Below are 25,671 nucleotides of genomic sequence, written 5' to 3'. Positions count from 1 at the left end.
GTATCCCTATGCGCTGCCAACCAATGAAATAAGGTGTGTGATCACTTGGTTTGCGGTGACACCTTCAGCTTGTGCGTGGTAGCTGCGCAGTAGACGGTGGCGTAACACAGGGAATGCCATCGCTTGAACATCTTGGGGTGTAACATAGTCGCGTCCTGCAAGCCAAGCGTGAGCGCGGGCACAACGGTCTAACGCAATGGTTGCACGCGGGCTGACACCCATGTCTAACCATTGATCAAGTTGGTCACTGTATTGCTTAGGTTGGCGAGTCGCCATTACCAGTCTGATGATGTACTGCTCAATGGTGTCTGCCATGTGAATGTTGAGCACTTCTTGGCGCGCTTCAAAGATCGTTTGCTGAGATATCTGTTGTGGCTGAGCTGATTCGTTGCCTTGAGCCTCACCACGGTTGAGTCGTAAGATCTCCAGCTCGCTTTCCATATCTGGGTATTCAACTTCTAGGTGAAGTAAGAAACGGTCTAACTGAGCTTCCGGCAGCGGGTAAGTCCCTTCTTGTTCAATCGGGTTCTGTGTTGCCATAACCAAGAACAACTCAGGCAGCGCATAGGTTTTTCGACCGGCAGTCACTTGTTTCTCTGCCATTGCTTCCAGCATTGCCGCTTGAACTTTCGCCGGAGCTCGGTTGATCTCATCCGCTAGAATCAGCGAGTTGAAAATCGGGCCTGATTGGAAAGTGAACTCCCCAGTCTCAGGACGGAAGATGTCGGTACCCGTCAAATCAGCAGGTAATAAATCGGGAGTGAATTGAATGCGGTGGAAGTCACCCTCAACACAATCAGCCAATGATTTTACTGCGCGAGTTTTTGCTAAGCCGGGAGGTCCTTCAACGAGGATATGACCATCCGCTAGAAGGGCGATCATCAGTTGCTTAACGAGCTCTTTTTGACCAATGATTTGAGACTCTAGATAGTTTTGAAGGACTTCGAAATTTGTTTTGTGCATTTTGGACTCTCTGGGTATCCATTTGATTTTTATTTTGTGTATTGGTCACTGATTTCGAGGAAAAAGTTCCAGTACATTTGCGTAATTTATTTTTTCAAAATTGGAAAGATTTACAAGTGGTTAGCTAAAAACATCGTTACGTTGTGATTATTACCATATCAATTGGTTTTTATATACAAAAGCTCGGCGGTGGGGAGTGGTTTGAGTTCGGTTGGGTCTAAGGGCTGAGAGCTAAAATCGACTTTCGACAATGCGGTATTTGCCTAGTTGATTCATTCTTAAGGTGAATGCTTTTAATTGTTACATCATATTTGCAGTTTTTTGAGAGAAAAGTCTCTAGTTTTATTGGTTGTGGCCGATACATCACTCAGATTGTGCATTGCTTGTTGGAGTGCACTAAAAAAGTCCTGTTCAGGGTATACCAATAACGAGCGATTCTTTTTAAAGGTCCAAATATGTTTAAAACTAACTCTCTGAGTATCAAGCAAAAAGTTGTACTTGGAATTACCTTTGCGGTTCTTGCATCGACAGTGATTGTCGGCGCAATGGCACAACAACAAGCAAGAGATGTATTAAGTCATCGATTGATCGATATTGAACTTCCAGGAATGCTAGAGCGAATCAATGGTGAAATTGACCGAGAAGTCTCTCAGCTATTGCTAGCTGCAGAACAAATTGCTTCGAATGAATTTATTTCTGACGCTATCGAATCGACCGATCGCGATCCGGTATTAGAAAACAAGCTGGTGAAACAACTGAACAATGTTCGTAACCAATATCAGTTGAATGATGCCTCGGTAGCGAACCGTCAAACGGCGTATTACTGGAACCAAAATGGTTTCCTACGTCAGTTAAACCAACAGCAAGATGGTTGGTTCTTTGGCTTTACGCAATCTGGACAGCCGACCATGGTGAGCATGTTCCAAGAAGCGAATGGCGAAGTGAAGATGTTTGCTAACTATCAGCAGCCTTCTGGTTTGGCGATGTCTGGTCTCTCAAAGTCGATGGATGACATGATGAACCTGCTGAACGGTTTCAAGATTGAAAATACCGGCTTTGTCTTCTTAACCGATAGCCAAGGTGATGTGCAAATTCACCGTGAGCGATCTCGCAGTGATTCTTCACTTCAACAACTTTACGGTTCTCAAGCAAGTCAACTACTGAACAAGTCGGGCTTTAACCTGATTACCACTGAAAGCCAAGGCCAAGAGCTGTTTGTAGCGAGTTTGTATGTGTCCTCAATGGACTGGTTTGTTATTGGTGTTGTTCCAACTAATGAAGTATTTGCAGAGTTAGATGCGACAGCGCAAAAGATGCTGATCATGACTGCGGTTGTGGCATTAGTGTTTATCCTAATGGGCGTAGTTCTGGCGAACAGCATTACTCAACCGATTAAACTTCTGGCTAAGCGTTTCGGCGACCTTGGCGAAGGTGACGGTGATCTTGCGCAGCGTATTGAAGTGAAAGGCAACGATGAAATCGCACAGCTTTCAAAGGGCTTCAACGGGTTCATTGAAAAGATTCACGAGTCGATGAAAGAGGTGTGTTCGACAAGCCAAGCGCTTCAAGTAGCAGCAGAGAGTGTTTCTAACAAAGCCCACATCACCCACGACAATAGCCAAGAACAGCGTGACCAAACGCTTCAAGTCGTTGCTGCCATTAACCAAATGGGTATGACCATCAGCGAGATTGCATCGAACGCGGCAACAGCAGCAGAAACGGCTACCCAAGCTTCAGGCAATACGGAAGTCGGTCGCTCTGTGGTGAACAAAGCAAAAGACGCGATCAGCCGTTTGGCGCAAGATATCGAAAGCACGGGTCAGGTAGTAGAGCAACTGGCTTCTACAACGCAAGACATTGGTTCTATTCTGGGCGTTATCCGTGATATTTCAGAGCAAACTAACTTACTCGCATTAAACGCAGCGATTGAAGCAGCCCGTGCCGGTGAGCAAGGTCGTGGTTTTGCGGTTGTAGCGGATGAAGTACGTAACCTAGCAAGCCGTACCGCAGATTCAACGGAAGAGATTCAAAAGATGATCAACCAGCTGCAAAGCGATGCAAAAGATGCGGTAACGGCAATGAGTACGGGTAAGGTGATTACCCTTGAAGGTGTATCGGCGTCGGATGAAGCGGTAGACGTGCTGAGTGGTATTTCAGACCGTATCGTTGATATCACAGACCGTAACACTCAAGTGGCAACGGCAACGGAAGAGCAATCAACCGTAGTTCACACCATCAACCAGAACATTGAAGAGATTAACGCAATCAACGAAGTGACAACGGGCACGGCTGAGCAACTTGCAGAAGCGAGCCAAGAGCTTCGAGACCTTTCTTCTCGTCTAGATAAGATGGTTGGTTCGTTTAAGCTTTAATCCCTTTAAGCTGTGGCATGGCTTAGAAAGATACATAAACTAAGAGCTGGATTCATTTAATCGTGAATTCAGCTCTTTTTATTTACGGGCTTGTTTTCTTCTAACTGACGTTCGCTTGATCTGGTTTCGGGCTTTGCACTCAATCGCCCTAGCATCATAGGGCGTAAATGAGTAAAATCTCGTTAGGTTTAATATTTAGGTAAGTATCATGAGCGATTTTGAAAAAGAACTAGAGCAGATGACTCAAGAGATGGGCGATGAGCCTGAGGTGAAACTGCCATCACTTGAAGAGCAAAAAGCAATTGTTGCTGAGTTCAAGCGACTAGAAGCGGAAGGCAAACTGACACCTGAAGTGTTAGAGAAGCATTTTGGCCAGTTCAACAAACAGAATGATACGCCAATTCACTAAGTTGATTTAGACAGGTTTCATGTCTAAAAGAAGTGATATTAGCGGTTGGGTTCATAGCCTAACTAAAAGATAAAGGTCTAGCGGTTGCTAGACCTTTTTTATTGCCGTTAACGAAAGACCGAGTAGCTGGCTCATGAACTATTCAATGTAAGTGAAACCGTCTCCAGCACATAAAAAAATCCCCCTTACTGAGTAAGAGGGATTCGATATGGGCAAGTTATATCCTAAAAGGCTAAGCGATTAGTCTGTGCCGTATTCTTTGTACAAACGACGACATGCGCGGCCATCGCTGTGGAACAGGTGGCAACGGTGCGCTGGAATACCAATAGCCAACTTGTCACCTGATTCGATTTTCAACGTGTCTGGCTGGCGATAGATAACATCAGCATCGGCACTTTCAAGGTTTAGGTAAACCTGAGTTTCGTTACCTAGTTTCTCTACCATCATCACGTCAGCTTCAATCGTCGCGTCACCTGATTCAGCAGACATCAAGTGTTCAGGGCGAATACCCAGAGACATACGGTCACCAGCATTGACAGTCGTACCATCAACAGGGATCCAGAAAGTCATACCGTTAGAAAGTTGAACTTGTACGCGTTCTGCTTCAGCTTGTTCAATGTGTACCGACATGAAGTTCATTTTCGGTGAACCAATAAAGCCAGCAACGAAACGGTTTTGAGGGTAGTGGTAAAGGTCAAGCGGCTTACCGACTTGAGATACATAACCACCATCAAGAACAACGATCTTATCCGCCATTGTCATCGCTTCCACTTGGTCGTGGGTAACGTAGATCATGGTACAACCCAGTTGACGCTGTAGCTTGGTGATTTGTGAACGCATTTGAACACGTAGTGCTGCATCTAGGTTTGATAGAGGCTCATCAAGTAGGAATACGTTTGGTTGAGAAACCAGAGTACGACCAATAGCAACACGTTGACGTTGACCACCAGAAAGCGCTTTAGGTTGACGCTCAAGAAGGTGACCAAGCTGAAGAATTTCTGCAGCATGTTCAACACGCTTGTCGATCTCAGCCTTATTTGCGTTTGCTAGCTTAAGACCGAAAGACATGTTGTCGTATAGGTTAAGGTGAGGGTAAAGCGCGTAAGACTGGAATACCATACCTACGCCACGCTTTGACGGTTCAACGTCATTCATGCGTTGGTCGCCAATGTACAAATCACCAGACGTAATGTCTTCTAGACCTGCGATACAACGTAATAGCGTCGATTTACCACAACCTGATGGTCCAACGAATACTACGAATTCACCTTCGTTGATGTCTAAGGTTACGTCCTTAGAAATCTGTACATCACCATATGATTTATAAACGTTTTTTAACGTGACACTCGCCATCTAGCTTGTCCTCGATCGATCAAATTTTAAGTTTTACTGCTTATCATTATAAGAAATTTTTGGGTCAGCAGTAACTGTAGGAATTGGTAAGTATTGAATGAGTAAGAAAAAAGTGGGTGAGACTTGGCTTCTTTAACCAAGCCCACCCGTCATAGCCAAACGGATGCCCATTTCCCCCACATCCAGCTAAACCTCCCCCGTGATTCAATCACAGATTTAGCTCGATGCTAATATAAGACACCAGCGGGCAGTGAAGCCAACTAAATGAATAATGCGTCAACGCATAACACTTGCCGGTAAAGGGTTCTTACTATCCACTCTTGGATGAATGCAGTTTCGGTGAAATGGCGTAAGGGTACATCCTCCCAATGGGAAATTAACTAGGGGGAGTAGGAGGGGAGGAGTAGATATACGGGGTTATTAATAATTGGCGATCCAGTTCAAATAAATCCATCACGTAACGGTGATGTTGATCACGATGAGTATACGTTTTGTGATTGCAGTCTCTAATCTGACCGGATGGCGATCACGAATTTAAGCCATAATAGCTAGGGCGTAGTGGCTAGGATGATGAGCTAGGGTCTGTTTTCTCAGATCATAACCTCCGAAAACTGGCTCATCTTGGTAGATGTGCCCTACGTATAAATATAAAAAGGATATTCACATGAAAAACGCTCTAAGCGCTGTAGCTCTAGGTACAATAGTTGCTCTGGGTTCTTTTGGTGCAAATGCTGCTATCGAAGAAGGACAACTAACAATCTGGGTAGGTGGTGACAAAGCTTATGAAGGCATGGCTGAAGTAGGTAAACGCTTCGAAGAAGATACTGGTGTTAAAGTAACCGTCGCTTTCCCTGACAAGCTAGAAGAGAAATTCCCTCAAGTAGCTGCAGCTGGCGATGGCCCAGACATGATCTTCTACGCACATGACCGTTTTGGCGGCTATGCAGAAGCGGGACTTCTTGTTGATATCAAACCTTCTAAAGAAACTAAAGAAGGTATCGTAGACTTCGCATGGGACGCTGTTTCATACGAAGGTAAAACAATCGCATACCCTGTTGCTGTTGAGTCAGTTTCTCTAATTTATAACAAAGCGCTTGTTCCTAACCCACCTAAGTCTTGGGAAGAAATCCCAGCACTTGATGCTGAACTTAAAAAAGACGGCAAGAAAGCAATCATGTGGCCTCTACGTGGCGGCGCTTACTTCACATGGCCTCTACTTGCAGCTGACGGCGGTTACGCATTCAAACAGACTGCAGAAGGTTACGACATTAAAGATGCGGGCGTAGCGACTGATGGTGTTCAGAAGTCTCTAGGTTTCATCGAGAAGATGGTACAAGACAAGGTTATCTCTGCAGACATGGATTACTCAGTTGCTGAGTCTGAATTTGTTGCGGGTAACGTTGCAATGACAATCAACGGCCCTTGGGGTTGGGAAAACATCAAGAAAGCTGGCGTAGATTACGGCGTAACAACTTTACCTAAGTTCAACGGTAAAGCGTCTAAGCCTTTCGTTGGTGTATGGGCGGGTGGTATCAGCACTGCGTCTCCAAACCGCGACCTAGCTGTTGAGTTTATGGAAAACTACCTACTAACTGATGAAGGTATGAAGAGCCTGAACGACGACAAGCCACTAGGTGCTGTTGCTCTTAACTCTTTCCAACGTCAACTAGACAGCGATACTCGTATTGCAGCAACAATGGACAACGCGATGAACGGTGAAATCATGCCTAACATCCCTCAGTTCACAACATTCTGGTACAGCATGGAAGAAGCGATCGGCAACGTAGTTGACGGCCGTCAATCAGTAGACCAAGCACTAAAAGCTGCTGAAGGTCGTATGGTTAAGTAACACCCAGGCACTACCTTTTAAGGAGGGGGTAACCCCTCCTTACTTTTCTATTTTTTATCTATATCGCTAGCAGGTTCCTCTATGCAGTCAGTTCAAGGTACAGATGCTATCCCAGCACCATCAAGCCTTCCAGGCAGTAAAAGCGTCTTCATCAAATGGGGGTTGCTTGGTAGCGTTGGCTTAATAAACGGCTACGCTACAATTCTAATGTATTCTCGCGGTGAGCTCGCTTTTGCGCTGCTTACAGTGATCTTAACGGCTTTGGCACTTTACATTTTTGGTAGTAAAAAAACTTACGCCCACCGTTATATTTACCCAGGTATTGCCGGAATGATCTTGTTCATTCTTTTCCCATTGGCATACACCGTAGGGCTTGCGTTTACTAACTACAGCGCGAAAAACCAACTTTCTCTAGAGCGTACTCAAACCGTTCTTTTAGACCGTTCTTTCCAAAGCGGTGAGAGCTACCCATTTACTTTGTACAAGACAGGTGACGGTCACCAGATCGTTGTAAAAGATGGCGACCAACTGTTAGCGACTGACGTATTTTCTCTAGACAATATGACAGCAACAGAGATGGACCTATCTGTAATCGAGTCTGCGCAAGGTGAAAAAGAGAAGATCAAAGCGATCATCCAAAACCGAGCAGCAATCAGTGGTGTTGATTTCAATCTACCTGACGGTGGTGACATCCGCATGAGTGGCTTACGTAAGTTTGCTTCTGTTGCTCCGCTTTACACGCTACAAGACGATGAAGAAACGTTAATCAACAATGAAACGGGTGAAGTTCTCAAGCCAAATATGGATGTGGGTTTCTACCAGCGTGTTGATGCAAATGGTGAGTTTACGGGTAATACCATCTCTCCAGGTTTCGTGGTTAGCATTGGTACGCATAACTTTGAGCGTGTATGGAAAGATGACGGCATTAAAGAACCATTTATCAGCATCTTTATTTGGACGGTTATCTTCTCGGTATGTACCGTAGCGTTCACGCTAGTTATCGGCCTTGTATTGGCTAACATCGTGCAATGGGAAGAGTTGAAAGGTCGTTCTATTTATCGTGTTCTACTGATTCTGCCTTACGCCGTACCCGCGTTTATCTCGATTCTTATCTTTAAGGGTCTATTCAACCAAAGCTTTGGTGAGATCAACATGGTGCTCGAGAATATCTTCGGCTTAAGCCCGAACTGGTTCTCAGACCCTATCTTAGCGAAAACCATGGTGTTGATGGTTAACACATGGCTAGGTTTCCCTTACATGATGATTCTATGTATGGGTCTGCTTAAAGCGATTCCTGATGATTTATACGAAGCGTCAGCAATCGATGGTGCGAACTTCCTTGATAACTTCAAGCGCATTACGTTCCCATTGATGATTAAACCGCTTACACCGCTATTGATTGCAGCGTTTGCCTTTAACTTCAACAACTTCGTAATGATTCAACTATTGACGAACGGTGGCCCGAACATGATTGGTACTTCTGAGCCAGCGGGTTACACAGACTTGCTTGTAAGCTACACGTACCGAATTGCATTCGAAGGCGGCGGCGGTCAAGACTTCGGTCTAGCAAGTGCTATCGCAACGCTTATCTTCCTATTGGTTGGTGCACTAGCGTTACTAAACCTTCGTTTCACTAAACTGTCTCAAGATTAAGGAGCTCGACAATGGCTATGGTACAAGGTAAAGGCCTTAAATACCGAGTGTGGGCAACGCATGCAGTGTTGTGGTGCTTCTTGGCAATGATTATCTTCCCACTACTTATGATCATCGCGATCTCGTTCCGTGAAGGTAACTTCGCAACCGGTAGTTTGATTCCAGATAACCCATCATTGGAACACTGGAAGCTAGCATTAGGTATGTCAGTGACGAACGCAGATGGCTCGGTAACGTCACCGCCGTTCCCAGTACTGACTTGGTTATGGAACTCGATTAAAGTGGCAGGTGTTACATCGATTTTAATCGTGGCACTGTCAACGACATCGGCTTACGCATTTGCTCGTATGCGCTTCAAAGGTAAAGAAACTATCCTGAAAGCGATGATGATTTTCCAAATGTTCCCAGCAGTATTGGCTCTAGTAGCAATCTACGCGCTGTTTGACAAACTTGGTCAATACATTCCGTTCTTAGGCTTGAACACACACGGTGGTCTAATCTTCTCTTACCTTGGTGGTATTGCACTGCACGTATGGACGATTAAGGGTTACTTTGAAACGATTGATAACTCTCTGGAAGAGGCTGCAGCCCTTGATGGTGCAACGCCTTGGCAAGCATTCAGACTGGTTCTACTACCGCTGTCTGTGCCAATCCTAGCGGTTGTGTTTATCCTATCTTTCATCGCGACGGTGGGTGAGGTACCAGTAGCGTCTATCCTACTTACAGATGTGAACTCTTACACGCTAGCAGTAGGTATGCAGCAGTACCTATACCCTCAGAACTACCTATGGGGTGACTTTGCGGCAGCGGCTGTACTATCAGCACTTCCGATTACTATCGTGTTCTTACTTGCTCAACGTTGGTTAGTTGGCGGTTTGACGGCAGGTGGTGTAAAAGGATAAGCTGTACTCTATAAGAAAGAAAAAGAGCGACCGTTAGGTCGCTCTATATTGGCATTTTTATTACATCATTTGGTTTGGCCGCCGATCAGTAATAAAAATAACCCTCAGGTTACGCATAGCTGGCTACTAATCAGGTTCCTTACGCTATTAATGATTAGTGGTTTTTGTAACTCTAACCCAGGTATTTACTTGGGTTTTTTTATGCCTGCTACTGTTTGTTTTTTGTCTCAGCGTTACTCGTCAACTATCGCGCTCATATCTACTTTAAAACCCAAAGTTTCGAGTTACTTCTCTCCTAAATACCGACCACTTCATTTTGGTTACTTGTAGAAATGAACGAGTCTCACAAATCAGACACTCAGTATAAGTGGCCGTTGTACTATTGATATGTTGCTAATATTCCAATGCGTGATACTTCAATGATTTGTATGCAACAAAATCTGAAATTGCACTGAAAATGTGTAGGGAAGCGAGAGGCAGTTACAGAGTCTTTAAGTGGTATTTGCGAGGGTTATGAAAGTGGTTTTATTTATATATCTGGTTTTTGGCGGGAGTTAGAAATCAGAACTCTTTGCTCGAGGGAGCACAGCCTAAGTGTTGCAACAACACATAGATACTTTCTTGATCGAGTGCCACGCGACGAAATAGATCAGCAAATGTCTGATCTCCACCGAAACACGTTTGGATATAGTGGTTGATTTCATTGCTGTCGTAGCCTTCGACGTACAAAGTTCTAACCCATTGGTACTCAACAGCCTTTAAATTGTTCAGTGTAGACTCGCTAAGAGTGGGGCGTATGACGCTCAAGAGTGGCTCCCAGAAATTCAAATGCATCTATTATGATTGGCGGTATTTAATCAGAGCAAAATGACGACTTTATTACAGTCAAAATAAATCGGTGAACAAGTGCCGATTCATTTCAACCTTTGGCTGGGTATCACGCTCTTGTCGTCTGTATTGGGTGTGCAGCGGATTTGGCGGTGTAGAGCACGAAGGTATCAAATAGATCAATGCCAAGCAGGCGCTTGGCATTGTAATAAGGTTTTGTAGGGGAGGGCTGCTGGTGGACCTTATTTCAGGTACTTCACGTGAGCTTCCATCTCTTCACCAATCTGTTTTCGCATGTTCATTAGGCGAATAGCCGAATCTCGTAATTCGATGTCTTCTGGCGTCTCTGGTATCCACTCTGGTACTTTAGTCGGGTTACCATTCTCATCAACAGCGACCATAATAACGATACAGTGAGTTGTTAGGCGGTTATTGAGCTCTTTAGGGTCGCTTGCTTGCACGTCGATAGCGATATGCATTGAAGATGAACCTGTGTAGATGACCTTTGCACTTACCTCCACAAGGTTGCCTACATGAATTGGGGCAACGAATCGAATTCCGCCTGCATAGGCTGTTATACAGTATTTACCGCTCCAACCTGCAGAACAAGCGTAGGCTGCTAAATCGATCCACTTCATTGCTGCACCACCATGAACTTTACCACCAAAGTTCACATCCCCGGGTTCAGCTAAAAAACGCAGAGTAACGTCTCGTTTACCATCTTGTCGGCTATTGCTACTGCTCATCTATCTTCCTTCATTATTATTTTGCTGCATAACATGCTTGTTACTTACTAGTAACAATATACTTAAGATGACATAAGTTAAAGCGGATAATCTCACGGTTAAGACTATTTTTTTCAAACAGATGATCAGTTGATGAATATTGGTGCTTAAAGGCGTATCAGGCGAATGGCAAACATGGATGAAGTGATATCAAGCAAGAGAATAGAAATACTGATTAAGTCACTAGATAGGTCGATTGCAAAAAAAACACCTAGCGCAATGCTAGGTGTTTCTAAGCCGTGTGGTACTCATGTCGGTACCTTTTTTGTGTTAGCCAACTAACCGCTGTTGATTTGGTTTAGTTAAAGTGACTGTATCTCAGTTACCACTAAAGTGGTAGTGATTATTGTTTTCTTATCAGCTCACTTTTACTGTTTTAAAAAGTATAGATCCTTCGCGTAGATATTTCCTTTCGGATTATTGTTTGGGAAGCCTTTTAGTGTATTTCGCACTAATCGTGTGTGATTGTAGTGATACAGAGGCATAATTGCTGCAGAATCGTTGAGTAACGACTCAGCATGCTGATATAAAGTAAAGCGTTTAGACTGATCTTCCGTTTTACTCGCTTGCTGTAAGAGCTCATCATAATCGGGATTGCAGTAGCCACTTTCGTTTGCCGTGTGACCACAAGTGAATGCCTCTAACAGTGCAGAAGGCTCTGGGTAGTCACCAAAAGCCCATGAGCGTGCAACTTGATAGTCACCAGCGCCTTTTGCCGCAACATACGCTTTCCACTCCATGTTTTCCAATTCTACCTTCACACCCAGCGGCTTCCACATCGAGGCAATCGCAATAGCGATCTTTTTGTGATTTTCACTGGTGTTATAAGTCAGTGTGAATTTGAGTGGGTTGCTCTTGTTGTATCCAGCGTCAGCAAGTAGTGTTTTGGCTTTTGTTAAACGCTGCGTGCTGTCTAAAGAATTGAATTCGGATAAAGGCGCTGTGTAGTCAGGAATATTATTCGGCGTCACGCTGTATGCTTCTGGCTCACCTTGACCTGTAACTTTCTCGACCAGAATCTCACGATTGACGGCCATGCTCAGTGCTTGGCGTACTCTTACGTCATCAAAGGGTGCTTGACGTGTATTGAATGAATAGACGTACGAACCTAGTAGAGCTTGCGCTTTGATCTGTTCAGGGCTTTCTTGGATTAATTTCTGGTAGTACTCAAGCTGGACGCGATTGGTCATATCAATTTCACCCGCTTGATAACGGATAAGCTCGGCATTTTGAGATGATAAGCCCAAATAGGTCACCTTGTTGATGACTGTCGATGTGTTATCCCAATAATTTGGGTTTCTCATGACTTCAACGTATTCGTTAGGCACCCATTTACTCAAAGTGTAAGCACCGTTGGTCGCGATATTTTCTGCGCGAGTCCATTGATCGCCTTTCTTCTTCACCAATTCAGCGGGTAGAGGGAAGAAGGTTTTGATGCTCATTAAACTCATAAAGTAGGGCGTAGGTTTTGAAAGTGAAATTTCAACCGTGCGCTCATCTAATGCTTTGATGCCAAGCTCAGAGGGATCTTTGTCTCCTGATAGAATCTCGCTAGCGTTCAAGATGTTAGCCGTCGAAAAAACAAAACCCGTGTTGTTACCTGTTTTCGGAGACACAGCACGCTGCCAACCAAACACAAAATCAGATGCAGTGACTGGATCGCCATTCGACCATTTGAGGTTCTCTTTCAATACAAACGTCACTGTTTTGCCGTCTTTGCTGATAGACCACTCTTTGGCTTGCCCTGGGATGATTTGTCCGTCACTGTCCTCAATCACAAAGCCTTCAAACATATCATTGACGATAATGTCACCGGGCATACCTGAATTTACGAAGCTTGGGTCTAGTGTATTGGGCTCTGCACCGTTGCCACGTACAAAATGTTGTTCCTCAGCTAGTGGTGCATTAGCAGGAACAGTGGCCGCAAAACTTGAAGCAGAGGATAAAGCCAGCAGGGACGAGATGATCACAGGGGTCGTTGGTTGAGTCATTGTAATTCCTTTTACAACTTAAACAGTACTCAATGCATTAAACCTGAGTCGGTAACATGTTGCAACCACAATGAACGCGTATTAAAAGCATTTGAAAGGCTTGTGAATAAAACAACAGTGCCTACTGGGGAGTAGGCACTGTGAGAAAAGTGAGTTTGAATATTTACCCTAATGTGAGCGTTGGGTAGTGCGTTTAGCTTTGTTGAGGGAGAGGTGCCTCAAGCCTTGGTTTTCTTTTGATTTGAGCAAGGATGACACCGGAAATTACCATCACACCACCAATGATGTGGAACTGGTTAATCTCTTCACCAAGCCATGTCGCGGCTAATACGATCGCAACAACAGGAAGCAAGTTCATGAACATCGCGCTTGAGTCAGCGCCAATGGTGTCAATCGCTTTCACCCACATCCAAGGCGCTAAAATCGAAGCGGCAACCGCGGCGTAAGCTATCAATGGGAGTGCTTGTTGCGGTGGTAAAAGTTGTTCGCTGGTAAGCCAAAGTGGCGTAAGCATCGCGACAGCAAACAGACCTTGAATGTAAATCACCACCCAGCTACTGATGGGCATTTTCCAGCGTTTCAATAGCACACAGTAAGACGCATAAACAAAGGCCGCAATCAGCATATAGCCATCGCCTTGAGTCAGCTCTTGATGCATGAAGAATAAAGGATCGCCTTTACCTAACATCAGAGCTAAGCCTGACAGTGACAACACACCACCCACAAGACTCAAACTAGAAATGGACTTGTGCAATAAGGGAACGCTTAGAAACACACTGATCAACGGGACTAAAGACGTGATCAATGCCATGTTGGAAGCGGTTGTGGTTAAGCCGGCGTAGTAACCTAGAGATTGATTCAACACCATGCCCAAAAAGCCGAGGAACGCTAATTTCGATAGGTTTGGCTTAATGACAGCCCACTGCTTCATCACAGGGCGAATACAGAAAGGTGTGAGAATTAACATCGCAAAAAACCAGCGGTAAAAACTCATTGCGCTAGGTTCTATGGTGCTTGCAGCAAGCTTGTTGACGATTGCATTGGCGCCCCAGATACAGACTGTAAAAAATGGTAAGAGATAATGCATGTGAATTCCGTCGCAAATGAGTTGATGCGGCTAGTTTGACAGGTCGTTATACTTACAAGTATCTTTAGAAAGACATCAGGCGCGATAGGAAGACAAGTTTGAAAAAACACTCCAGAAACCTTCATCCATCCTTATCAATTGATAAGGCACCATCCAACGTATTTATGAATTTTGAAGCGTTTCTTTCGAATACTGAAACCCGAGTTCATAGCCACTCATGGGGACAGGTTCAATTGATCAGTGGCGGTATATTAGAGATGGAAGCGGAAAGCACCCGATTTCTAGCGCCACCGCATTTGGCAATTTGGGTACCAGCCGGGGTGATGCATTGCAGTTATAACCGTAAGCCTTTGGACTACTGTTCGCTAAATATCGCCCCAGAACTCACGCAGCACCTGCCAGATAAAACCAGCCTTATAAAGATCACGCCGATTGTGTCTTCTATCATCGATGATTTTCGCGATCGTGGGATAAATGTTGCGGAAACCGAACAAGATCAAAGGCTTGTCCAGGTACTGCTTGACCAACTTGCGCAACGTGAGGTTGAACACCACTTTTTACCTTCGACCGACAATAAGTACCTCGCGCCTATATTGGCTTCTGTTGAAGAGAACCCAACCGATGAAGTGACGCTGAAAGATTGGGCTGAACGTGTCCACACCACAGAAAGGACCCTTTCTCGTCATTGCCAGACGGAGCTTGGTATGAGCTTTACCGAGTGGCGACTGCGAGTGCGCTACCTATACTCTATGGACTTGTTGAGAAACGGCCAATCGGTTAAAGAGGTCGCCCTTACATTGGGTTATAACCAAGCAAGTCCATTTATCACCATGTTCAAACGTTACGCGAACCAAACGCCAGAACAGTATAAGAACCGTTTGTTGTAGTTCGTTGTTGTTCCTAACAGAACGGATGTTTTCGCTAATTAGTGAGTAGAGAGAACATAAATGAATAGATACACCATAAGTGAATACGTGCAGTAGGAGATTATGGAATCGCACCCAACAGCCTGTATATTTCGCTCTGTTGTTCGGTGACATCCTCATAGTCTTGATTCAATAGAGCACTGTTGCTGCCGACCTTGAACAGTATGTACGTTTCTCCATCGACCTCGAACCAATTGAACGTTCCATGCTGGTTATACGTGGTCATTATTTTGTTTATCCTCATGAAATATACATCAGCAGCGCAAAACATGCAGACGTACATAAGCCAAAGAAAGAAAAGAAAAACCACGAGCCTAATACTGTTTTTTCTTTTCCTACCTCTTCATTGCTTTGCTGCCAACCAAGTTCACGAACCTGAGCCTTGGTAAGGTTTAAGTCTAGTCTTTCTATGTATCTGTTGAGTTCGTCATTGTGTGCTGAGCTAATCATGTTCTATCTCCCCTAATCATTTGATTGGTATTTTAGGGGAGCTCAGTGTTTGGTTAAATTAGATATTTTGTAACAAGCGTTTAGATAAATAGAACATGATAAATAGCAAAAAGCCTCCGTCGTGGAGGCTTTGATTAAAAGTGGTTTAGTCCATGGCTATCGCTATGTTTAAGCCCAAAAACTAAGTCTATGTCGAAGCTCAAGTCTAAGACTGCGATGGGGATACAAACCGGGTTTTCGATTCGTCTAATTGGTCAAAGAGGCTAAAGAATCCTCTCACATCATCTTTGTGGTTAGTGCTCACGTCAGCGCTTTCTAGCATTTGATCTAAGCTCTTCTCCCCAACAAAGTACTCTGCCCAAGTGCGTTTAGATACGCTGATTTCAAGGTCAGCTTGGCGATTGTAGTCTTCGGTGTCTGAGATAAACTCAGCGACAGTGCTACGTACATGCAATCCCATTGTTGGGGCATCCGAGTCTTTTATCGTAATTGCCATCATTTGGTCTTCCCCATAGCTTGCGATTGGGTCTAGACGCACTCGAAATTGGCCCACCAACGTCTCGGCTGGGGATCCTATGATTGAATTAGCATCTGAAAACACCACGCTTGGTATTTGGACTTTTCCTTCTAATTCAAGAGCCTTGGTTAGATACCAAGATCGGGGGATTGATGCCTCTGTTTGGTAGCCCATTTGTCTTAATGTGTCTGCCAAAAGCTGTTTAGCTTCTTCATCGTTCGGGACAACACGGACTAAGTAGCCGCCGAGTTCTGCTGACCATGCGAGTTCATTGTTGGCAATAGTCTTGTTTAGCTCTTGTTTTACCGCGTCTACTCCCCCAAACCCTTCAATGATTTTCTTAGCTTGAAGGTTCGGCTCAATACGGTTCAAGGTTTCAGCTTCACCGTTAAACCAACCAAGCGCATGGTAATAGATGTTTTTCGGATAATAAGAAAACTCACCATAAGTCATCTGGTTATGGGGTAATTCGGCGAGATCTTGTGGTAACTGAACCGAGTAGGTTAACTCTTCAGGTGTTTTACCTTGTAGAATCCCTCGAATAGTTTGGTCATAGAGGTACATAATTCCATCATAGTAACCGTTCAATGTGGTTTGGATCTCATCATGGCCACTGAGTGGTTCAGTGTGCGTGTTGATAAGATGTTCTGGATTTAAGTCTCTGATAAGGCGGATACCTTCAGCCCAAACTGTCGGATCACGATACACTGAACCTCTTAATGTGTAGAAGTTCGGGTAAGTTGGCCATAGGTGGTTGTTGAGTACCGTTTTGGACTCAGGCAGATAGACGATCACTTGATCGTCGGTATCACTATCAAAGTCGGTGTAGAAAACCATCTCGACACCATCAACCGTCATTGTTTGGCCTTGTGTTACAGGAGTATTTACTGGCACAAACCCTTGTGTTTTACCTATCGGTGTTGGTGATTTTGCGTCAGGCCCCTCAGCAGGCAGAAGCACCGAAAATTGCTCATAGGCACGGGCTGTTAGCGTTGGTGATAATTCAGGAATCGACGCACCTAAGCCGCCGCTTTCTAGAACGTTTTTGTTGATCTCTGGATGACCAATCACTTTGAGCTCGCCATCAAAGGCTTGTTGAATCGCTTGTGCACCAAATACATAATGAGAATGGCTATAAATGACGGTGTGGATCGGCTTTTCACTAATGTGTTTGCGTACTAATTCCAAGATCTCCGTTGCTTCTTCAATGTCGTCACCAGAGTCATAAATGATAAGGCCAGTTTCGCCCTCAATAACTGTTTTGTAGCCGAAATGATAGCCAGTGATTGCCCAAACTCCATCTGTTACTTGTTTGATGTACGCCTCTTCAGGCTGAGTCTTTGCTACGTTTTCTATCACCGAAGCATTCACTACTCCGCCATTGTTATACTTAGTCAGCACTACTTCACTGTCGTTATATACGTTTTGTGGAGAGGTAAACATCGTGTCTTGAGCGATGGCAGTTGCGCTTAATGAAGCTGTCAGAATGAATAGCTTGATTGATTTTGTTGTTGAATTAAGTTTCATTGGTTTTCTCATGGTTTAATACTGTCCGAATTAATTCTGATGACCGATACTAAATTTAATGTTCCTCTTACTATTTTATTTATTAAGCTAGTAAGAAGTTAAATAAGTGATTGAGTGTTGTCTTTCTATATTGTTTAGCTGTTTAAACGCATAACCAATATAAAAAAGAAAACTAAATAGCCTGTTAATACCATACTTGCTGGTAAGTATTTCATGTAAGCTCCTTATCTTTTCTTCATTTAATATCGCATTTGATTTTTAGAATTAGTAGGAATTAGAGAAATTCATTATTGCTACTTAGCTATAATCAAATTTGAATTTCTCTAATTCATAGTGCTAATGGATTCGGACGTGAATAATAGCCTCAGTTCGCCAATCACGGCTTTTAGATTCATTACCGGAGTTACTATGAAAACCAAATCACTACGCACTGTTATTCCTGCATTGCTACTCACCTTATCAAGCACAGCGGCGTTTGCTGGAATGGAACTGCAAGAGCGAAAGGTTCCGACCCCAGCAGGAATATCGACAGAGTTTGCTCAGTTATTTGAGAACAGAGTTATCTCACCGGCAATTCCTGTTCCTAACAACACGGCAGAGTGGTTGGCGTTACAAGCCCAATTTGATGAGCCAGGTATTAAGATTGCTCAACAAGCTCTAGAGCGCTTGGACGTTACTTATGAAGCTAAGCAGTTTGCCGGAGTCGATACGTTCTTTGTTACGCCGAAGAATATCGCCCCTGAATACAAAGATAAGTGGCTAGTCCATATCCATGGTGGTGCATTTGTTTTCGGTGGGGGTGAATCAGCTTTACGAGAAGCTATTTGGGTTGCGAACGGGCTTGGTGCTCAGGTGATCTCTGTTGACTATCGTCAACCGCCACTGCATCCATTCCCAGCGGCAATTGATGATGCAGTTGCAGTATGGAAAGAGCTAATAAAAACTCAATCACCAGAATCAACAGCGATTTTTGGCACATCCGCAGGCGGCAACTTAACGTTAGCAACGACACTTAAACTGCAAGAACTCGATCTTCCCGCACCTGGCGCATTGTTTGTTGGGACTCCTTCCGTCGACCTTAAAGAGACATCGGATTCATGGTTAACGATGCAAGGCTTAGACCCTCTAGGTCAGCGAGAAGGGCTGATTGAGGGCACTTTCGATGTCTATGCTGGTGGAGAAGCGCTTGATAATCCTCTTATTTCACCAATATACGCTGATATTGATGAATTCCCACCAACGATATTCATTTCAGGTACTCGAGATCTCTTGTTAAGTGATACGGTTCGTATGCATCGATTATTACGCAGTGCAGACGTAGAAACTGACCTGCATATATATGATGGCCAATCTCATGGTGATTATATGAGTGGTATCTTAATCGATATGCCAGAGTCTGAAGATGCTATTAATGAGTTAGGCCAGTTCTTTAATAAACATATCAACTAGTTTATTTCAGTAAGCTAATATTGAATCACATGGATGTGGATTTTTATTTGGAGGATATAATGACAACGTTATTCACTTCACTTTTAAAATGTATATCTACGTTACTACAAACTAATTATCATTACTCTCAACATCAATCTGTCATGGATCATTCTTATTCGCTAGCCCCTATGTTTTCATTGGAACAAAGTGATGACGGGAGATCGTTGTGATAAGACGTTTTTATTCGATGTTAGTAGCCGTTTTTCTAACCATACCCTTATGTCTAACCATACCTAATGCGCTAGCCATGCAAAGTATTGCTTTGGAGCTCGCCGACACGTCGAGCCCCAAACATACTCTTTCGAGCTTCATCAGGGATTCGAGTGTGGTTATCGAGCATTGGAAAAATGAAACACTGCATCTTAAAGAAGCGCAGCATGCTTATTCACAAGTGATCAGAACCATGGATTTGTCTATGGTTCCGAATCGAAGCCGAACAGTTGTCGTGATGGAGAAAATAATTCTTCTTCGTGAGTTGTTGGATCGAATTGATCAAGGTACTCATCAGCTAGTGCCAAATGTCGAGCAAATAAGGGGAGAAGATATTGATCACTGGCGTTTAGGCAATACTGAGATCGTATTGTCTCGCCAAACTCTAGGCGATCGAACCGATCAGTTCCTATTTAGTTCTAACACCATTCAAAGCCTTTCTCGGTGGTATAGAACGATGTCAGTCCTTCCGTACTATGCCAAAGCTCGTCCAGACTATTATCAGGAATTTCTGATTAGCCCCGGACCTATGTTCTCTAAGCAATTTGTTCTTTCTTTACCTTCATCTTTTAATCAACTTTATGGGCCGCTTCCTTTATGGCAATGGCTTGCACTCACTGGCGTTTTGTCACTATGTAAGATAATGATAAGAATTAGCTTTTTGCTTGGTGAACGCTGGAATCGTCGCTGGGAAGGAAAAGGCTTGAAATGGCGGGCAGGTCGACTGTTGTCGCTGGTGGGCGTGGTGAATTTGCTGTTTTTAGCAAGATGGGTGATTGATGATGGGATATGGATTACAGGTGGTGTTTATCAGCTGTTCACCACCTTCTTCCTACTGGCTCAGTTCTTCTTCGTCTCATGGCTTATTATGGCCATTTTCAATTATTTCGCTGATATTTATGTATTCAAAAAGCACAATGGAAAGCACGTAGATTCGTCACTGATTACCGTATTAGCACGTATATTTGGCGGGTTGACGATCGCGATTCTTGGCATTTATGTCATCGAATTTATGGGGTTCTCAATCTCCCCAATATTGGCAGGTTTGGGTGTGGGTGGCTTAGCGGTTGCACTGGCCATTCGCCCTATATTGGAGAACGTAATCAACGGATTAACGCTCTATGCTGACGGGGGCGTAAAGATTGGTGAGTTTTGTCGTTATGGAGACAAACTAGGAACCATTGAGAGTATTGGTTTGCGTTCGACTCGAGTCCGGACGCTAGAGCGCTCTTTAATCACCATTCCTAACTCGGAGTTTGCCAACATGGAAATTGATAACTTGGAGCGACGTGATAAGCGACGCATGGATCATGTGTTGAGATTGCGTTCTGAAACCACCCTTGAGCAATTACGCGTACTGATCGTTAATCTGCGCCGGTTGTTGCTACAACATCCAATCATCGAAGAAGATCCAGTTCGAGTGAGGCTTATGGGTGTTGGGGAATACTCCATCAATATCAATCTGATGGCTTACATTAGCTGTCGTGACCATGAAGAGTTCATGGCTGTCCAAGAGGATATTTTGTTTTCTGTATTGACCCAAGTCGAGAGCATTGGTGCGAAGATAGCTCACTCTACGCAATATCAACTTGTGGATGTAAATACCAATGACAATGAGGAACAGAAACGAAAAGCCGAACAGGTTGTTGCGCAGTGGCATGAAGAGCAAGCCTTCCCATTTCCTGATTTCAGCTTTGAATATAAGTACGAAATCAAAAATACCATCATGTATCCGGCGGCAACCTCTGCTGTGCGCCCACCTTCTGCTTAACGCAGCCTCAGACACGATTAACCTAAAGACACCGTACCCCTAAAGCGACCTATATATCGCTTTAGGGGCCAGAGCTTATCGTTAATAGTTTTTTAATTGAGGCCAGAAATCTCGCTCGCTATCGACCGTCAGGTTGAACAATACTATCAAAGTAGCTCTGCATGGTTTGATGCAATAGTTGGTGAAGTGGGAAGCCTCGTTTGGATTGTAGGTAGCCGCCCTCTACACCAATTTGGCGCATTTCTTTTGGTAAATTAGGTAATGGGTAACAGCGGAGTTCCGAATCATCTTCCGTCATAAAACTGCTGCCAAAAGAGAAGGCATCCGAATTTCTGAGCTTGCTTCGTAATACTGTGAGGCTATGCGTCGCCAGCACAATATTCGCGCTGTAGCCTTTTGATATATAGAGATCTTCAATCGGAGCACGCTTGGTGTTAATGCCATCAATTAAGATTCTTGTTATTGGTAGGTGATGAATATCTTCCCATTCACTGCTTTTACTTAACACAGGGTGATCTTTACGCGCAATTAGGCTCAATTTTACTACGGTGAGCTTATGTTGGTAGATATCTTGAGGTAATGGAATGCCTGAAAGTTGTAGTAAATAATCGACTTGTCCATTCAGTACTTCTACCAAGCTTTTATCTTGCCAGTAGATCAATTTAAAGCTCGCTTGTGGTAAAGCTTCTTGCAAAACCTTAAAAACCCCATCGCCATACAGTTCAAGTAGAAATATATTTAATGCAATAGTGACTTCGCCGGTAAATATTTTAGGGTCAAAGTTGTGGTAGGACTCAACCACTTTTATCAAAGGGGAGTACATTTCATCGGCCGCTTCGGCGAGTTTCTCTGCCAATTCTGAAGGCTCGACGCCGTGTGCTTTACGAAGAAAAAGCTGGTCGCCAAAAGTTTCTCTTAACTTCGCCATCCCTCTGCTGACACTGGTTTGCGATATACCAAGCTTGTCTGCTGCTGCATGGGTATTACGAGTTTCAACAACCGCTTTAAGTAACTTGAGCAGATTTAGGTCTAAGTCTTGAAGTTCTTTCATGGGTTACCTTTTCGTAATGAAGTTCGAAAGCGTAACCTAAGAATAAGGGAAATTAGCCTTTGTTCAATAGTTTAAGAACGATATGTGTTAAAGAATGTTTGATACGGTTCGCAGCAATGCGCTGTGAGCAGAAGTTAGCTTTCAACGAAAGGCGTTCTAAATATCTTGAGTGAGTAAAAGGAGGGCTAGCAACATCCGTGTTACTAAAGGCGCTTAGGGCATGATGTGATACAAGAGCTTCGAGTTAGAGTACTCGTTTTAGGTAGATTCAAGGGCATTATAGTGAATGAGTGTAGCTACAGCGCATAGGTGTAGTGAATGCCCACCTTGTTGTCGGTTTCATCGTAGATACTATACTTAAATGAAATATTTTGGTTATCTGCGATTTGGTATGAAAAATTACCTTCCCAATCTAACGTGTTGATTTTAAGTGTTTTGTCACTCAAAGACGTCGTGTAGATAGGTGCTATCATCATAGAGACTTGCTCTGTAATGGTAACGACACCGTACAATTGCGCCATAGCAATAGGCACGTCTTTATTAAGGTTATCGCTGGATATGACACCCGCGCCAAGAGTCGGTGCAATCAGTAGCCGTTCATGCAGCGGCAGGACTTGCATCGCGTTCAATACGAAAGTGTGTGTGTCATGTCGGTCATCATATAAATAGTCTCCCATAACGCCACTACCGAAATTGGTGCTCAGTGCCGCGGCTCTGACTCTGTATGTGTCAAAACTGTTTAGAGACTGAGCAAAAATCAATCCCGCCCAATCGTCATTGATTGCTCTAGCATATCCAAATCCGGCATCAAGGCCTTCATTGCTGTACCCTAATTGAAGGGAGCTATAAGCGGCAGTCGGGTCGGTGAAATCAATGGGTGTTGTTTCAATGGTCGCTTCTGTAAACTCTTCTACCGCGGACTCAAAATCAATTGTGTTTTCATCAGCAATGGAATAAGCGCTGATAATACAGCTCAGTAATATTAGTTTAGTTTTCAAAGTGTCTCACTTATTTAAATATTTAAAAATTAGGTATTAAAAATGAGCTGCCTATTACCGGCAGCTCTAATTATTTAGAATGAATGTTTAAAAGATAATAATGAAAGGTTATTACCATCATCATATTGATAGCTATAGACGAACGCGCTTGTGCTATTTAATTGATAACCAAGTTCTGCCGTGTAATCCCAATCTCTAAGCGTCGATTGGTTGCCATTCTTTTCTTTCACTTTACCTAAGCTGTAAGTGTATTCCGGTGTGAATCCTACCCACATGCTTGGGTTCAGGTTGTAAGTCATATCAAGTGATGCACTGGTGTAGTAAACACTGCTGCTCATCTGTTGATGCTTCAGGTTGCCAAGCGTTACTTGAGGTACAACAGAAAACTGTTCGTTAACCGTATTGGCCTTGTAGAGACTGAAGCTATAGTCATTCGCGCGCAAATTATCGGATTGGAAGTTGGTATCATGTTCATACTCAAAAACAAGCCCTAAGCCATCGCTTCTTTGAAAATCAAATCCCAATTCGTGGTTATCAAAATTGTCGTCACTGCTATATGAACTTAGCAAACTCCAATCGTTATTTAGTGACTTGGCATATTGAAGGCCAATATCAAAATCGTTGCTGCCATAACCAATATCAAACCCCGAATAATGTTGTTTAGAGTCAGAGAAATCAACATTGTTATTTGCAAGGACTAAAGGTGAAGAAATAAGTGATGCAATTAATAGAGATGTTTTAGTTAGTTTCATAAATATAAATCCAAGTTGTGTTTGTTTATGCCGCTATTTTATTTACTGACCGGGGAATAGACTATGAATTACAGCGATTCATATTTGCTAAACGTATATACCCAAGCACCTTGAGGTTACTTGGGTATAGACATAAAAAAGCCCCAACCAAAAATGGCTGAGGCTCAAAATTGGGCGGTTTGTTTACTTATAAGAGTTCATTGATTTCAAGAACGATTTCTTGAATCCCGAGAGTGAAAAACTGTACTCCCATACAGATCAATAGGAAGCCCATAATTCGGGTAAATGCATTGATGCCATTTTGACCAAGCGCCTTGAGCAGAGGGTACGCCATGGTTAATGTGAAGGTCGCAATAAGTGCAACGAGAGCAAGCCCTGCGACTACACCACCATAGACGCTAGTCATACTTGTGTGGTTTTCATAAGTAGCAATTTGAGCGGCCAGGCTGATGATCATCGCCATAGAACCAGGGCCACACAGTGAAGGAATGGTTAAAGGTACTAGTGCTATTGAATCTTGCCCAGAGGGGGCGGCTCCATTGTCGGGGCGAGGAAACAGCATATTGAAACCAATCGCGACAATGATGATGCCACCACCTAAACGCAAGCTCGGTATTGAAATACTGAAGAGTTCGAGTACCGATGCACCAATGAAGAAGGTGATGCACAAGGCAATGAAAAGATAGACTCCAGTCGTCTTGGCTTGCGACACAATATAGCTCTTATCTCGTCCTTTACTCAAACCGAGTAAAACCGTTGCTGCTGCGGGTGGGTTCATGATGGGTAATAGGCCAAGAACCGTGAGTGTCATATAGGTGAACAATGTTTCTAAATGCATAAGAATCCCCATTTTGTGGTGGAAGAAAAAGTTAAATCACAGTAAAAAAGCGTGTGCTAGATACAGAACACTGAAGAACGAAATTGCGTCGGTTAAGGTTGTCAGCATTGGGCTTGATAGCATGGCTGGGTCGAAGTTGAGCCGTTTTAGTAGCAAGGGCAATGTACCTCCAATCACGACGGCAAGAGTGGAAGAAAGTGTGTAAGCAATGGCGATAACCAATGGCAATCCAGAGTGCTCCCCACCAAGCGTGAACAGCGTAAGCAGAGCCAGAACACCACCAATTAGCATTCCATTGATCGCGCCGATTGGAATCTCTTTCGCGACCACATACAGCAGGTCTTTGGCTGAGATCTGCCCCATAGATAATTCACGTATCGACACTGCAACGGATTGATTCCCAGCCGCACCAGAAAGATTGGCGACAAGCGGCAACACGGCCGCTAAGACGGCAATTTGTTCAATGATGGGTTCGTAAATAGCAATGATTGAAATTGCGGCATAACTTAAGGCGACTGAAGGCAATAAAAAGGCGAGTCGACGTAGGTTACGTTTTAGTACTGGCATGGTGCGAGACTCATCACCTCCAAATACACCGGATTGCTCCAGCATTTGCTGCTTCGAACGTTGGTATAAGGCTTCATTGAGATGTTTAAAACCGACGATGCCTATTTGGAAACCTTGTTCATCAACGATGGGAACAACGGGGTGTAAAGTGGTGTCCAGCGTACTTTTAATCGTATTTAGATCCGTGTCAGGGCTGATAACGGGCACTGTGGTATCTATGTATTCCCTTAATGACGTACCACGTGGTAGCAGCAGTACATCACGGATCTTCAGCCCGCCTAAATAGCTGCCTTCAGTGTCATGCAAGTAAACGTAGCGCCACTCTAGTCGATCTAAGTTGTGTTCTTCTGCGCTTAATATTGCGCTCAAACTGTCGATGGT

Annotated in this window: 22 protein-coding genes; 8 read left to right on the top strand and 14 right to left on the bottom strand. The window is 43.9% G+C overall.

Translation table 11 applies throughout. The features are described from left to right. Positions 1 to 6: 6 nt before the first annotated feature. Positions 7 to 963: an AAA family ATPase gene (locus IQQ51_RS19320; protein ID WP_048609793.1), complete on the bottom strand. Its 957-nt coding sequence runs from the start codon at positions 961 to 963 to the stop codon at positions 7 to 9. Positions 964 to 1,418: 455 nt separating this feature from the next. Here IQQ51_RS19320 and IQQ51_RS19315 point away from each other — a divergent pair, with 455 nt between their 5' ends. After that, the gene (locus IQQ51_RS19315; RefSeq protein WP_193841855.1) at positions 1,419 to 3,335 is read left to right on the top strand and encodes a methyl-accepting chemotaxis protein; all 1,917 of its coding nucleotides are present in this window, start codon (positions 1,419 to 1,421) and stop codon (positions 3,333 to 3,335) included. Between the two features lie 208 nt (positions 3,336 to 3,543). Further along, entirely contained in the window at positions 3,544 to 3,744 is a 201-nt protein-coding gene (locus IQQ51_RS19310) for a hypothetical protein (protein ID WP_010431457.1), read from the top strand. Between the two features lie 240 nt (positions 3,745 to 3,984). Here the strand turns inward: IQQ51_RS19310 and malK are convergent, their stop codons facing one another. Further along, positions 3,985 to 5,097, bottom strand: a complete 1,113-nt coding sequence (malK, locus tag IQQ51_RS19305) for a maltose/maltodextrin ABC transporter ATP-binding protein MalK (protein WP_081229370.1) — start codon at positions 5,095 to 5,097, stop codon at positions 3,985 to 3,987. A gap of 664 nt (positions 5,098 to 5,761) precedes the next feature. Here malK and malE point away from each other — a divergent pair. The 3 genes from malE (at position 5,762) to malG (ending at position 9,501) form a co-directional block, all read left to right on the top strand. Beyond that, positions 5,762 to 6,946: a maltose/maltodextrin ABC transporter substrate-binding protein MalE gene (gene malE, locus IQQ51_RS19300; protein ID WP_017060048.1), complete on the top strand. Its 1,185-nt coding sequence runs from the start codon at positions 5,762 to 5,764 to the stop codon at positions 6,944 to 6,946. 81 nt (positions 6,947 to 7,027) lie between these two features. Beyond that, complete coding sequence (gene malF, locus IQQ51_RS19295) at positions 7,028 to 8,599, top strand: maltose ABC transporter permease MalF (protein ID WP_193841854.1); 1,572 nt, start codon at positions 7,028 to 7,030, stop codon at positions 8,597 to 8,599. Positions 8,600 to 8,610: 11 nt separating this feature from the next. Then, positions 8,611 to 9,501: a maltose ABC transporter permease MalG gene (gene malG, locus IQQ51_RS19290; RefSeq protein ID WP_019822930.1), complete on the top strand. Its 891-nt coding sequence runs from the start codon at positions 8,611 to 8,613 to the stop codon at positions 9,499 to 9,501. Between the two features lie 561 nt (positions 9,502 to 10,062). Here the strand turns inward: malG and IQQ51_RS19285 are convergent. The 4 genes from IQQ51_RS19285 to IQQ51_RS19270 form a co-directional block, all read right to left on the bottom strand. Next, positions 10,063 to 10,335, bottom strand: a complete 273-nt coding sequence (locus IQQ51_RS19285; protein WP_193841853.1) for a hypothetical protein — start codon at positions 10,333 to 10,335, stop codon at positions 10,063 to 10,065. Positions 10,336 to 10,571: 236 nt separating this feature from the next. Next, a complete protein-coding gene (locus IQQ51_RS19280; protein ID WP_019822926.1) occupies positions 10,572 to 11,075 on the bottom strand; it encodes an acyl-CoA thioesterase in 504 nt (167 codons plus the stop codon). 407 nt (positions 11,076 to 11,482) lie between these two features. After that, positions 11,483 to 13,105 carry a peptide ABC transporter substrate-binding protein gene (locus IQQ51_RS19275; RefSeq protein ID WP_193841852.1) on the bottom strand — a complete coding sequence of 541 codons (1,623 nt, stop codon included), beginning with the start codon at positions 13,103 to 13,105 and terminating at the stop codon, positions 11,483 to 11,485. A 193-nt stretch (positions 13,106 to 13,298) separates the two neighbouring features. Then, positions 13,299 to 14,192 carry a DMT family transporter gene (locus IQQ51_RS19270; RefSeq protein ID WP_193841851.1) on the bottom strand — a complete coding sequence of 298 codons (894 nt, stop codon included), beginning with the start codon at positions 14,190 to 14,192 and terminating at the stop codon, positions 13,299 to 13,301. Positions 14,193 to 14,290: 98 nt separating this feature from the next. Here IQQ51_RS19270 and IQQ51_RS19265 point away from each other — a divergent pair, with 98 nt between their 5' ends. After that, positions 14,291 to 15,079, top strand: a complete 789-nt coding sequence (locus tag IQQ51_RS19265; RefSeq protein WP_012600208.1) for an AraC family transcriptional regulator — start codon at positions 14,291 to 14,293, stop codon at positions 15,077 to 15,079. A 100-nt stretch (positions 15,080 to 15,179) separates the two neighbouring features. On the opposite strand, the gene IQQ51_RS19260 is transcribed toward IQQ51_RS19265, so the two are convergent. From IQQ51_RS19260 to IQQ51_RS19250, 3 genes are all read right to left on the bottom strand, one after another. Continuing rightward, positions 15,180 to 15,344 carry a hypothetical protein gene (locus IQQ51_RS19260; protein WP_228013017.1) on the bottom strand — a complete coding sequence of 55 codons (165 nt, stop codon included), beginning with the start codon at positions 15,342 to 15,344 and terminating at the stop codon, positions 15,180 to 15,182. 14 nt (positions 15,345 to 15,358) lie between these two features. Continuing rightward, on the bottom strand, positions 15,359 to 15,568 hold the full coding sequence (locus IQQ51_RS19255) for a hypothetical protein (RefSeq protein ID WP_050632835.1): 210 nt from the start codon (positions 15,566 to 15,568) through the stop codon (positions 15,359 to 15,361). Between the two features lie 205 nt (positions 15,569 to 15,773). Then, positions 15,774 to 17,612 carry an alkyl sulfatase dimerization domain-containing protein gene (locus IQQ51_RS19250; protein ID WP_228013015.1) on the bottom strand — a complete coding sequence of 613 codons (1,839 nt, stop codon included), beginning with the start codon at positions 17,610 to 17,612 and terminating at the stop codon, positions 15,774 to 15,776. A 408-nt stretch (positions 17,613 to 18,020) separates the two neighbouring features. Between IQQ51_RS19250 and IQQ51_RS19245 the strand changes: the two genes are divergently transcribed. Both IQQ51_RS19245 and IQQ51_RS19240 read left to right on the top strand, forming a co-directional pair. Then, positions 18,021 to 19,061 (top strand): alpha/beta hydrolase, encoded by a 1,041-nt coding sequence (locus tag IQQ51_RS19245; RefSeq protein ID WP_193841850.1) that lies wholly within the window; start codon positions 18,021 to 18,023, stop codon positions 19,059 to 19,061. 289 nt (positions 19,062 to 19,350) lie between these two features. Continuing rightward, on the top strand, positions 19,351 to 21,084 hold the full coding sequence (locus tag IQQ51_RS19240; RefSeq protein ID WP_193841849.1) for a mechanosensitive ion channel family protein: 1,734 nt from the start codon (positions 19,351 to 19,353) through the stop codon (positions 21,082 to 21,084). 118 nt (positions 21,085 to 21,202) lie between these two features. Here the strand turns inward: IQQ51_RS19240 and IQQ51_RS19235 are convergent, their stop codons facing one another. The 5 genes from IQQ51_RS19235 to IQQ51_RS27395 form a co-directional block, all read right to left on the bottom strand. Then, positions 21,203 to 22,135, bottom strand: coding sequence for a LysR family transcriptional regulator (locus IQQ51_RS19235; protein WP_193841848.1), 933 nt, complete (start codon positions 22,133 to 22,135; stop codon positions 21,203 to 21,205). Positions 22,136 to 22,431: 296 nt separating this feature from the next. Next, positions 22,432 to 23,133: a hypothetical protein gene (locus IQQ51_RS19230; RefSeq protein WP_012600215.1), complete on the bottom strand. Its 702-nt coding sequence runs from the start codon at positions 23,131 to 23,133 to the stop codon at positions 22,432 to 22,434. Between the two features lie 74 nt (positions 23,134 to 23,207). Continuing rightward, complete coding sequence (locus IQQ51_RS19225) at positions 23,208 to 23,885, bottom strand: hypothetical protein (protein ID WP_102462207.1); 678 nt, start codon at positions 23,883 to 23,885, stop codon at positions 23,208 to 23,210. 187 nt (positions 23,886 to 24,072) lie between these two features. Beyond that, on the bottom strand, positions 24,073 to 24,723 hold the full coding sequence (locus IQQ51_RS19220) for a MarC family NAAT transporter (protein ID WP_017091757.1): 651 nt from the start codon (positions 24,721 to 24,723) through the stop codon (positions 24,073 to 24,075). Between the two features lie 36 nt (positions 24,724 to 24,759). Beyond that, the coding region (locus tag IQQ51_RS27395) for a magnesium transporter (protein WP_228013013.1) at positions 24,760 to 25,671 on the bottom strand (912 nt) is incomplete at its 5' end.

This window comes from Vibrio sp. OPT18 (genome assembly GCF_015163615.1).
Classification (GTDB): domain Bacteria; phylum Pseudomonadota; class Gammaproteobacteria; order Enterobacterales; family Vibrionaceae; genus Vibrio; species Vibrio coralliirubri.
The sequence above is the reverse complement of the archived record's forward strand: the minus strand, read 5'-3'. Positions and strand labels throughout refer to the sequence as shown.